A 12,619-nucleotide genomic window follows, 5' to 3' on the forward strand; every position below is an offset into this window, starting at 1 on the left:
CCCTTATAATTTCATGGACTTCTGCTTCCCGAAACTGCTGGCAAGCACAGGCTTTAATCTTCTATTCCCTTCAGATATCAGCCAGATAAACGCATACGAAAGCACTACCACAATCAAATATTTGACATAGATATGAATGTCTTTAGAAGCCAAATAATAACTCAAAAAACTTATCGGAATAAAGTGAAATATATAACACGTAAACGAAATTTGATTCAGATAACTAAGTATAGGGCTGGCTCGATTCAAGAACTTCTTACCTAGCGTAATAAAAAAAATAACTGCAGAGCACTCATAAATGCCTTTCGTTAGAATCCATATTGGCAGCAGATACTTGGATGCTGCTGTCATATGCAGGTACTCGATCGCGATATTCAAAAACATCAGTATAAAAAAAACAAGTTGGGATGTCCCTGACAGACGGAAAATTCTCTGCTGCAGACTGGCATCGGAGGCAAAAATAAAACCAAATATAAAAACACTGAAATACACAATATTGTTGGCCCAATCCAAGACAAAATTTTGCTGACCAAGGAAAAAGGGACGCAGCAAGATTTCAGCCACAACCAAACCCAAAATGGGAATGAATATTTTGTTATTGCTGCTTAAATAAGACGATATCTTTTGCAATTTCGTTTCGTCACCCATCCACTTTGCAAACAGACGCACGCTGATCAGGGTATAGATGAATAGATACAGCAAAAACCATAGATGGGCATATGCTAAATAATGAACGAATTGCGAAGAGAAAAACTCGGGAATAAACTGTATAATAGTTCCTGAATATCCCTCATATCGTGCTTTAAAATAAGCCTGTACAGGGCACAAAAAGGCGGTTCCCAGCAAAAAGGGGATTCCAATTTTGGTTATACGTTCCTTTAAATAATCGGTTCTACCTCTGCGCCGAAAAGAATAATACGCTGCTACCCCTGAAAGAAAAAACAAAAGAACCATAAAAAAACTGGCGAGCGGCGATTTAATAGCCAAAAACGGCAGTACCCGGCTGTCGTAGATTGTTGTTTTAACATAAGTACTGCCAATCTCGGTATAGGTCAAAGCTGCATGATAGGGAATGAGCGATAAAATAACCAGGACCCTTAGCCAATCAACATAATACAGTCTTTCCTCCTTCATAATCGCACTCCCTATAAATAATAATTTCTACAAAATATATACCTTAATGAAATGCTATTAATTATTTTTCCAGCGTAGTTTTTTGTAAATTTCTTCATTCACCGCCTGTGTCTTGTACATTGTATTGGAAACAATCTGGGAATTGCATGAGATGGTTGTCTTCAAATTGGACAAATAAATATTGTTTAATCGAATCGTGTTTTGCTTCTCGTATGAAATAGACACCGGGCTTCGTTTATCTAATGCTTGCAGGACGCGGATATCTATTGAGAGCAGAATACGATGCAGATCAAACGGAACCCCAAATGTATGGGAAATTTGTGATAGAAACTGCCTCGTTACTTCCAGCAGGTACAGCACAGATGCTGCTCGTCCTCCCCCATCAATAAGAACATGGTCATCGGTCGGTAAGATCGAAGCGCACACTGCTCTTCCTGCTGCAGAATCATGTTCCAAACGCTCTACGACAATATTGTTTTTATGGGTTTTGTGAACATCCTTTTGTTCAGCAAATATCTGATTACTTCTAGAGCTTGGTTCTAGAACAAGCAAAGACTTAAACCTTTCCATCCCCATCGCTGCAGTACAAATGATGGAACCATTCTGAATTACCTCGCATGTAAGCTTTAATGTCTGGTTCAAGTCACCGATTCCAAGTTTTGTCCGCATAGTGGTAGGTTTATCCAATTCGCAATATTGTTTAAAATCAACTTTTAGCATGTTTACGTAATAATCGTCGATATTCAAAGTTGAGAAGGTATGCATGGCATGAATTTTGCCTAACTGCAGCATTCCCTCCAAAATTAGAAATCCCGGTACGTGATCTAACGGATGGTCGAAGAAGTAAGAATGTGACTGGTCTACGATCAGTTCTCCTTCACACATCTGTTCGCCGTCAGAATAATGGACATTATTAATAACAATGTTCCGAGGATTAATGTACTTTGATTTAAAAGCTTGTTCAATCTGCTTTGTCAGACTGCCACGACTTTCTTCCAGCAAGGAACCGTGACGAGATTGTGCGAAAATTCCGACCAACTTCCGTTGATGCTCGAAATAATTCAGCGCCATTGATGCAATTTGATCGTGGACAGAAGCGGCAGAATTCAAATTCCATTCCTGACTATAAGGGATGATATCCTCTTGAATTTCTTCTTCTGTTTCCGCTGCAGCTGCCGTGAAGCGATTTACTTTTAGCTTTGTTCGGTTGTTAAAACTAATCTCGGTTGGAATTTGGACTTGATAAGTTTTATCGACGCAGTTATTCTCTTTCACATAAAAAACCGATGCCAAAAGTTTATCGTTTTCGACAAACTGAAGGCAGGACAGCTTGCTATCTGCACATATAAGCCGAAGCAGCTCATCCGTTCCCGCTGCCTCTCCCATATATAGTGAAGTAGAATTCAGTTCGCAAATTTCCATATGTCCTACTGACGCGGGATTTACATCCGCGGCTTGACAAGCCTCTTCAAAAGTGGATGCAGAAGCGCCCGGAACAATGGCCGAGATATAACCCAATATTTTCCCGTTACTTCGTCTAACATCAGACAACTTCTGCAGAATAAACGCCGAGAATCCTTCGCGCAGTGAAGGCAAATTGCCGTACCTCTGCTTATAAGCTATCAAGTCGGCAGGGCTTTTGATAAGGTGCCCGGCTCCGAGCACAAGGTTTTTACAACGCTGATCCAACCAATAAGGAGCCATAAACAGCATATGCAGAAATGTAGCTGTACCTCCCGACATTGTCTGGTGCAGACCTTGAATATTAAAACTTCTGGCAGGATAGCCAGACAGCATCGCGGGTATCGTTGATGTAATTTCTTCGAAGCTGATGTCCTGTTCCGCAAACCGGTTTACCTCATCACTCATACCCATTCTTTCATTAGGATGGAACAAAAAGTAACATTTGCGGTATTGCCTCAGTGACATGGTGCCGCTCATGTTGCTGCCAAGGACGACGGCTGTATCCTCTGAATTTTTGATATGATTTTGCTGACTGAGCAAAATGTTGAGCGTGTGCAGCGTCACTGCCATAAAAGGATCGATTTTCTTTAATGAATTAGGCCCCGTCTTAAGTCCGTGGGCATCAATAGTATAAAGATCCGGAAAAAAATCGCCCTCAATTTTTTGATCACTCCAATTGTTTATACCATCCGTAAAATAGAACCTTTCGAGTGGAAAAGAATTCGGCTTGACGTTCCCGCTTGAAGATAAATAATGCTGCGCTCGGTCGCTTCCGAAATCTAGGATAGCAATTGGCTCCTGCAGCAAATTTCCACGTGATGAGGTATTATTAGAAACGTGTACGGCTGCTGAACTCTCCGTTGGATGGTAAGAACTTATAACCACATGGGAGTTGGCGCCACCGAAGCCGAACGAGCTAACACCAATATTGATCTCAACATCCTGAGGCAATTCCTCCGTTTCACTAGGAAGATATAGACATGATGAGGACAAAAGCTCATGAGGCTGAACCTCGACGTGAGGTGGAATGATTCTTTTATTGATCATTAAAACCGCCTTGATGATGGCTGCAATCCCGGCAGCCGCCAACCCATGACCAATAAGAGATTTGACCGATCCGATAGGAAGCCGAGTTCCCTGTTGAAAGCCATCCATAAAGTCATGGAGCGCTTTCAATTCCGTCTCATCGCCAATCTTTGTTGCCGTTCCATGGGCCTCTACATAATGGATGGTCTCCCCCTCCAAATGCTGATAAGCTCTCGTTAAGGCGGATAATTGGCCTCGATAACCCGGTGCAAAAGGAGAACGCTCTTCTCCATCCGCTGATAATCCCAGCGACTTGATGACTGCAAAGATTGGGCGCCCGGATTTTTCCGCCTTATCCAGCGGTTCAATCAGTACCGCGCCTCCCCCTTCTCCTAAAATAATCCCCGAAGCATCCTTGGAAAAGGGGAGAATTCGATCATCGGATGCTAGTGCCTTCAACTTCGAAAAACCGACATAAAGATAGTAAGGAATTGAAATATTAAGTCCCATCACGATTACAGATTCAGCCAAACCCTTGTTTATCAGACCGATTCCGTTATCCAGTGCATATATTGAAGAAGCGCAAGCCGTATCAACGGAAAAATAAGGACCCCCGATGCCGATGGAAGCAGCAATATCATTTACCTGTTTATCGGAAGTGAGGATACTTCCCCTCGTCTCATTCTCTTGCTTGCCCAGCAGCAGCTCAACATCTTGATTAAAATAATCTACATCCGTCCATGATGTTCCCAATACAAGGCCAGTTTTGCTAAATTTAAAGTCCGGCGTCTCGGAATTAACCTTTTCAGCCAATTTTTTTAATATTTTTTTAGCTACCATGACCTGCCGCCCAGAATCTTTCGGCAATGATTCATCTTCCGGCAAGCAGTATCCACGATCATTGTAAATCCAGCTTTTGTCATCATTGTTGGGAGCCATGTACTGCTCACGGCTAATCCCCCATATTTTTTCTAATGAACTGACAGGAGACACTCTCGCTTGAACAATATTGTTCCAGTATTCATCGAGGTTTCTAGAGTTGGGGAAAATGCCCTCCATACCTGTAATCGCATATAACATAGTCCAGCCTCCACATACTCTGAATTAAGGCATCGAGAATTTCAGCATCGTATCATGCGTTAACATTACGCATTCATCTGATGATTCTAGATGATCAAGCTCCCTCATGAACAACTGAATGCCTTGTTTATTTGTAATTCCTCTCAGCCCAAGTTTCTCGACATCTTTTGTTGAATTCTTCATAATTCCAGTCTCGGTCCAAAGAGACCACATAATCGATCTCACAGGATAATCAACCTGCTTGTTCCAATGAGAAGCAATGCTGTTTACAAACTCGTTTGAGGAAGAATAGTCTGATTGTCTTGGCAAACCTGTATAAGCTGAAATGGAACTAAACAAAATGGCAAATTTCAACGGATATTTTCTAAAAAACTGGTATAGTGCAAACATGGAACTTGTTTTAATAGATAGATTGTCTCCGAACGCCTTTGCTGTTTTATTCCGTTGACTATTCATTTCCCCCGCCCCATGTACAATTCCCGTCACTTTACCATGCTGTTTCTCGATATCCAATAACAAAGCATTCAAAGCCTCGTGATCAGAGATGTCACAGGAATAATAGTGAAACTCACTGCCGGTACGCTCGATTCTTTGTTTACTCCGTATCAAAGCGCGCTGACGATATATTTTTTTCGCCTCATGTTCCAGCATATTGCCAGTGATTTTCTGACCATCTTTTAATTTCAGCGATAAGTCACGGAAAATCTCCTTCTTCAGAACGGATTCTTCCTGAATATGCTCATAAGCTATGTTCGTTGGGAAGCTTGTACGACCCACAATGACAATCCTGCAGCCGAATCGTTCCGCCACCGCACACGCAATCTCCGCCGTAATTCCTACACCGCCACCGAAAAAGATAACAAGGGAGGATGGATTCAGTGCTGCCTCAATGTTCTGAGCTCCAACCTCCAGCGCTTTCAGCTTTCGGACGTAAATGTCATCGGCAATGAACATGTCATGAGTACTGATGCCTTCGTTCATTACTTTCAACAGATGCTGGAAATTTGTTTGACGGTAACTGATATCAAGCCATATCGAACGTATCTGATATTTCCCCTTGAAATCGTGCGCCATAGTTCGAACAATCCCCCTGACTGCGGCGCCAACAGGGCAGAGCCCATTTTCCCCCACTACACTAAACCAGGAGGGTGACTCCGAATTCCCTTTCGTTTTCCCATAAATATCCGACATTATATACAGCGCCACAGCAGTCTGTTCTATCCTTGCATTCCATGCTTCAAAATGAGCCTGTTCCAAGACGCTTTCACTATCGGGAACGAGAAACAGGAGGGACGGTAAGCTTCCTTTATCATCCAAAAATCTTTCCATGTAATTTTGTAAGCCTTTTACATCATCGTAAGCAATCATGCCCCAGTTTGGATTGGAACCGTCCCAACCTGTCTCGGTGATATGAATCTCCACTATATGTATGCCTTGTGCAGCTAAACTTTCTTTAAAGAAGTCAAACATCTCGTTCTTCATTCCGACAAGCAGCAGGCGAGTAGGTGCACTCTTGTTTTTCTCTGAGGAAACTACAGGCTCATAGGTAAATCCATAGCGCTCTATATCAGCTGTATCTGAGGAGTAATCCACATGACTGTTAATCAGCTCCCGCTTCGTGTAATCCGAACCTGCGGTAACCATATAACATAGAAGTTTCTCTACTTGTCCCAAATTGGGAGCATGTAATAATTCCCTTTTAAAGAGCTTGTAACGATCGTGAGAGGAAAACATCGAGTCATAGATGTTTGCCAAAGCAAAAATATCTATGTTCAACTTGTCAAAACCGGTTATTAAAGTAATTTCGTTTAATGGCTTAGCAGCAATTACCGCAATTTCCTCGGTTAATCGTAATATATAATCCTGAGCCTTCATTTCTGGTGTAAAAGGGGGTGTCTCGCGCTCGGCATCCTTATACTCCGTCTCCATAGCAGCGGCAACCTGCTTTGCTGCAAGTTCTGTATCTAAAGCAGCTGTTTCATGTGATTCCAGAATAGGCTGCACATGGCCGACCTCCGAAAAGAAAGAAGATAATCCCACCCTTTGAGCCTCCAAAGCCCCAAGCAAAACTGATTTTCTCTGCTTCCTTATAAGTTCCATCAGCTTTGGCTTGTCTGGCTCAATCATAGATCGCAACTGCTCCGCAATTATTTTATTCTGCTCTTCCAGAAAGGTTCGAACCATCCACTGGTTCGATTTTAGATATTGTTTGAATACGAGCTGCCGATTGCTTTCATTGCCATGGTTCATCCCGCTTTTCCTTTCTGTGCCCATACTTATAAAATCACGATAAATTCGTTCGTCAAAAAATTCCCAGACATTCACTTCCACATGATGGCTGGCAAGTTTCCCTATAAAATGGCACATATGTTCGAGTCCATCTTTATGTCGCGGATCCGTATGGAGGGTTAAGTGGGGTTTTCCCGTCAATATTCCAGTCATTAAGTTGGTTAATACATTGGCCGGACCCACTTCAACAAAGATGCGAGCGCCATCCGCGTAAAGCTGGGTGCAGGTTTCCTGCCATCTCACGCGATGAGTTAACTGGCTCGCCAAAAGTTCCAGCATCATGTCTTGATGTAGTTGATAGGCTTGAGCGGTTACATTGCTGTACACCTTCACTTCGTATTTGTCATGAAATTCATCTTTCTGAGCAGTTATAAAGTCCCGCCACTTCTTCTCCGCTTCAGCCATGAGTGGTGAATGAAAGGCTGCGGATGTTTTCAAACGAATCGTCTTTATTTTACCTGCGCATACTTGTTCCAGAGTATTAATGGCGGCCAAACTACCTGAAACAATCATCTGCTCGTCGGCATTAACAATGGATATAACCGCTTCAATTCCATGATCACTGATCAAACGTTCGACAATGTCTTGTTCGGCAAAAACCGAAAGCATTGCTCCTCGAAATTTGTCTCCCGCAGCCCCCATCAGTTGTCCGCGAACCATACTCATCTGGAGGAGAAAATCTGTATTTACGATTCCAGCTGTATGAAGAGCTGGCAATTCTCCATAACTATGTCCGGCAGCATAGGAAGGTTTGACATCTAAATCGCGAAGCGCCTGAGCGAGGCTAATTGAAACAAGGCCTAAAGCAAGCTGAGCTTGTCTTGTATCCCTTAAGTTCTCTTCATTCGCTGCCGTCTTCTCTCTATAAATGACATCAAGTATCGAAGAACGATATCCTTCTTGATACCTGGCATTTATGGCCTGTAGATGCGCCTCAAAAAAAGGCAGTCTCTCTCTCAAAGAATGCAGCATACCAATCGATTGAGAACCTTGGCCAGGAAATACAAATGCAACCGATTCGGAACCAAATGGTGATGGCTGATAGTAAATCCCGTTTTCTTCAATGGGATCTATACCTGTTTTCAACAGCTCTAAGGCTCTCCCAAGCTTCTTCCTTAAATCAACACCCTGATTTGCCACGATAGCGACGATGCAGGAGTCATCCGAATTATATAGTTCGGTACTCGGTAATCCATAATTGATTAATGTCAGAAGCTTTTCACGCAAAACTCCTACATTACTCCCACTTATACATACTGTTGTTGTCCCCATTACTCTCATCCCTCGGATTTTGCTATGTACTGAACTATCCATTTTCCCCTACCCTTAATTCCAGCAAACGCTTTTGATGGGTAATCCGTTCCCACTTGCGTGATAAACGGCATAATGATGAGGCACAGGAACGGCGTAGGATTGCATCCTCGAGTCAATAATTCCATCGTAAACGATTTTCGCTGTTAGAGGTGACCTGCCAGTGATTTTCACTGTCGAAATGCTATTCCAAATCGTCGATGCAAAAAAAGCACAATTCCTTAGATATGACCAACCACTATAAAATTGGGGCAGCAGGCTATTAATAACATCCAGATTTTGCTGTGTGATATCGCAACGAATTGAGGCTCTTGGTCCATAAATATGACGTACCGCAATATTCCGGGCCTCCAACCCATACCATAACCCACCATATTCCTTCGTTTTGCCATGTGAAAGTGTTCCTAACGAGATCGTTTTACCAGCCGCCAAAATCAGCTTACCTACTAGAAAAGGGTGGCTCGAGACGTTTTGAATCGACAAAAATGAGTGTCTTCCCCGATCGATGGAAATGCCGAGAATTCGGTTTTCCTCCAATGTTGTAGGGTCAGAGAAAAGCCTTACTACAGCCACAATATTAGGTTCCACCTCACTTTCTTCCTTAACTCTGCCGCAAACCTGTTCATCCGCCGGGTATGCTTCTTCAGCAACCTTATAATCGGAATGAATCTCTGGAACAATAGCTTCTTCCGGGTCAAAGAGTGGTGATTCGTCCACAGGGGCTGCTGGATCAAGTGTCAGACTCTCTTGGATTTCCGTAACAAGGCTTTCTACAACTCCAGCCTCATTAGGCTCTTTTTTTTTTTGTTGATGGATTAAAATCATCTCGATCAGTTCACTAATGCTGGCCGCACCGATCACTTCCTCAATGTCCCCGTTCAGTTCAGGAAACTCTTCTACCAGATGAGAGAATATTTCGATCATATTAATCGATACAAGCCCCAGGTCTTCCTCGAATTTCATTGATCCGGTAATGTTTTCAACAGGAAATCCAGTAATTCCTGAAATTTCTCTCTTCATCCACTTTAATAATACTTCATGTGAAATCTCTTCCTGCTTTTTTTCACCATTTGTCATAATATGTATAAAATCTTCGATCGTCTTGGCTTCTATAATGTCTGAAATATCCCGGTTTAAATGCGGAAATTGATCTACAAAACGAGCGAATAGCTCTATCATATTAATGGAGACAAGTCCAAGATCCTCCTCAAACTTCATAGTTCCAACTATTTGTTGGCTCGAAAAGCCCGTAATCTGAGCCAATTCATCCTTCATCCATTGTTCTAAATCAATGTTCTGGTTGTAATATCTCACCTCCGCATCCTGTTCCAATTGTTGAACAGGATGCAAGGGTTCCAGTGCTGGATCTTTTGTGAAACTACCTGTAACTGGAACGGTTATAGAAGGTTCAGCTTTAGACATCAAGGTCACCCCATATTTCTGAGCTTCCAGTGCCTTAAGAACAACTTCTTTGTTCAATTCCATCAGAGACATCAAAAGATTTCCTGAGTCTTCTATCGCAGAACCCGCCTGTTGTAGTTCAAACGTTCTAAATTGTTCCTCCAGAAAATCGGAAACAATATTTTGGTTAGATCTAAAATACTCATCCATATTAATGCCTTTGTTTCTCATCGAATTCAATTCCATACCCATTTCCTTTCAAAGTTCAATGTATTTTTTTGTCATGACAAATCGTAGATAAATAGATTCCTAAACTCATAACTTAACTAGAATTCCAGCCATATAATGCCGTTTGTTAGTTTCTAGGACTAGTTCCTTAATCAGAAGTAGATGATTGTCGTTTCCAGGATGAAAAGGTGTACTTATATTGAAATAAATAATCCCAGTCCCAAAATAAGTAACTTTAATTCAAATATTCTCTATATTGAGTTCATTCTATATCTTTATAAAAAATTTGTAAATATATGAATTTAAAATGATTTCAATCCAATAACTGCCTCCGTCCCACAGTGCTCTTCCGTGAGATCGGCGTTGCGAATAACAACTTACGTTTTTGTCAGCATGGGTTTCTTGGTGAATGTCATATATAGAAATATATGATCTGTTAAATCGAGAGGAGTAAATACTTGTTGAAAATGGAGCTGCTTTGACGAAGCTGCTGCGCGGAAATCACCACTCAAAAACAAATACTTCTTGGATATTTTGAAATTACGCTTTAGGCAAGTACGACAGCATTTCGATGACAATGATTAAATATATCGTGATAAGCTGCCCCAAGTAGTTGTAAGAAAGCCTCCGATCCGCTAGGGACAGGAGGCTTGTTCTTTTAGTTATACATTTTTGCCGGTCAATCGGCTCTGGTATCGGGAAATGAATACAATGAGACTGGTCACTAGAACAACCATGAGTGCAATGAATTGTGAGGTTGAAAAAACTCCAACCTGTCCTCGAATAATATCCCCTCTATAAAACTCAATGACAAATCTGCCCAGACTGTACAAAATCAAATAAGCGGCGGAAACGAGTCCTACTTTATTTGTTCTTTTAGCTAAAAGAATTAAAAAGAGGCAGAGACCGAAGTTAAACACGCTCTCCATAATTTGAGTAGGTACCAGTTCGACATCATTCGGCGCGATATCAGAATGGTGGAAGGTTATCCCAAACCAACCATGTGTTTCTTCGCCATAACAGCATCCTGCGAGCAAACAGCCAATTCTTCCACATCCCTGAGCTAACGCAACAGAAGGAACAAATAGGTCCAAGTGTTTAAGGAACTTGATTTTCTTAACTCTGCAATATATTAAACCAACAATAATTCCGCTGATGATTCCACCATAAACGACAAAACCATCGGAAAAATTCAGAAGAATTCTCGGATTACTAATAATATTTTCGATTTGGGTCATCCAATACACTAGTTTTGCTCCAATAAACCCACCTACCAAGCTCCAAATGGTTAGAGCGAAAACATGCGATAAATCGAACTGACGTTTTTCTGCTCGGTAAACAACGAGTTGGTAAGCCAATATAACACCAAGCGCGATCATTAAACCGTATCCATAAATCGTTATTGGCCCGAGCTTAAGCAGCTCATTATACATATTTTTTCCCCCTAGAATTACTCATTTTAATTGCTGTTCATTAACAAACACACTAACACCTTCAAATTAGCAGAAAACTTTCATTTTAATTAAATAAATATCTAAAAAAATAATTACTCATTATACCTTTTGAATTTTAGTTGTAAAAAATATTTAACGGACCACTAACTGCGTAATACGGGATTAGTAAAGCAGCATCTAGACATAGCTCAGTTCGCTCCCTTTCCTTACTGTAGGATGCTTAGAATATAATATGTACGAAGCCATAGAGCTCTTGCAGTCCAAATTCGTGAGCGATTGAACTACCTTTCCCATATGCGGATAAAAAGAGATTTCAGAAATAAGGTTAATTGTTTTCATCTTATTTCTAATCGAGTATTATCCCTTATTGAGTTTTCATAAAAATGCTAACCCAAATTTTTTTTCGCTTTTTCGATAAACATACGAAGTCCGGATTTCTCAATATGTTTGACCTGCCCTTGAGCCGAACACAAGCCTAACACATGCCGTTCATCCAGTCGTTCATTCAGCAGTTCCATTCCGTTAATATGGGTGACTCCCAATCCCACAGTAAACGTATCTAGTTTCATGAACAACCCTTTACCCTCTGCCTTAATATAGCTTTCCTTTAACGTCCATAAATAATAGAATGCCTCGTTTTGGCAATGCTTTGACTCTTTAAATAAAGTCAAGCGCTCATCTTTTGAAAAGAAACGATTGGAAATGACCAACGGAGCTTCTTTAATTTCCTCCACATCGATGCCAACGGGGTAACTTGACACAGCAGCAACCACCCATTCACCAGAATGGGAAATGTTAAAGTGAACAAACGGCGGAGTAATCAGCTGAGGTTTTCCATAAGCATTATTTTCAAAGCATAACCCTGTATTTACCACACCCGTCTTGTGACATATGAGATAGCGTGCAAGCACGTCTCCCAGCAGCGTTCGCTGTGCATCTTTTATAAAGCGATATTTCTTCACCTTCGCTCGCTTCTCCAAAGACACAAATTCTAGCAGATCCAACATTTCTTCTTCATGCATTTCATAGTCCATATGCAGCCAATACATGTGCACCATAACAGCTTTATTCCCTTCTAAACCCTGAATAGTTCATAATAAAATTCAAGAAGAACGGATACTTCACGGTCGTTAGACATTCACGCAGAGAGCCTATCGTAAATATCCTTCCTGTGTTGTGATAACCGATCGCTTGTACCACTTCACCGAATTGAACCTTCTCCAAATCACGAA

General features: G+C 41.5%; 6 protein-coding genes. All 6 read right to left on the bottom strand.

The genetic code is table 11. The features are described 5' to 3' along the window. Positions 1–3: 3 nt before the first annotated feature. The gene (locus MKY97_RS17040; protein WP_342551520.1) at positions 4–1,134 is read right to left on the bottom strand and encodes an acyltransferase family protein; all 1,131 of its coding nucleotides are present in this window, start codon (positions 1,132–1,134) and stop codon (positions 4–6) included. A gap of 57 nt (positions 1,135–1,191) precedes the next feature. Further along, positions 1,192–4,704, bottom strand: coding sequence for a beta-ketoacyl synthase N-terminal-like domain-containing protein (locus tag MKY97_RS17045; protein ID WP_342551521.1), 3,513 nt, complete (start codon positions 4,702–4,704; stop codon positions 1,192–1,194). A 24-nt stretch (positions 4,705–4,728) separates the two neighbouring features. After that, positions 4,729–8,307 carry an SDR family NAD(P)-dependent oxidoreductase gene (locus MKY97_RS17050; RefSeq protein WP_342551522.1) on the bottom strand — a complete coding sequence of 1,193 codons (3,579 nt, stop codon included), beginning with the start codon at positions 8,305–8,307 and terminating at the stop codon, positions 4,729–4,731. A gap of 12 nt (positions 8,308–8,319) precedes the next feature. Beyond that, positions 8,320–9,951 (bottom strand): hypothetical protein, encoded by a 1,632-nt coding sequence (locus MKY97_RS17055; protein ID WP_342551523.1) that lies wholly within the window; start codon positions 9,949–9,951, stop codon positions 8,320–8,322. A 644-nt stretch (positions 9,952–10,595) separates the two neighbouring features. After that, entirely contained in the window at positions 10,596–11,366 is a 771-nt protein-coding gene (locus tag MKY97_RS17060; RefSeq protein ID WP_342551524.1) for a prolipoprotein diacylglyceryl transferase, read from the bottom strand. 407 nt (positions 11,367–11,773) lie between these two features. Next, a complete protein-coding gene (locus tag MKY97_RS17065) occupies positions 11,774–12,421 on the bottom strand; it encodes a 4'-phosphopantetheinyl transferase superfamily protein (RefSeq protein WP_342551525.1) in 648 nt (215 codons plus the stop codon). Positions 12,422–12,619: the final 198 nt, after the last annotated feature.

Source organism: Paenibacillus sp. FSL R7-0652, from assembly GCF_038595045.1.
Lineage (GTDB): Bacteria > Bacillota > Bacilli > Paenibacillales > Paenibacillaceae > Paenibacillus.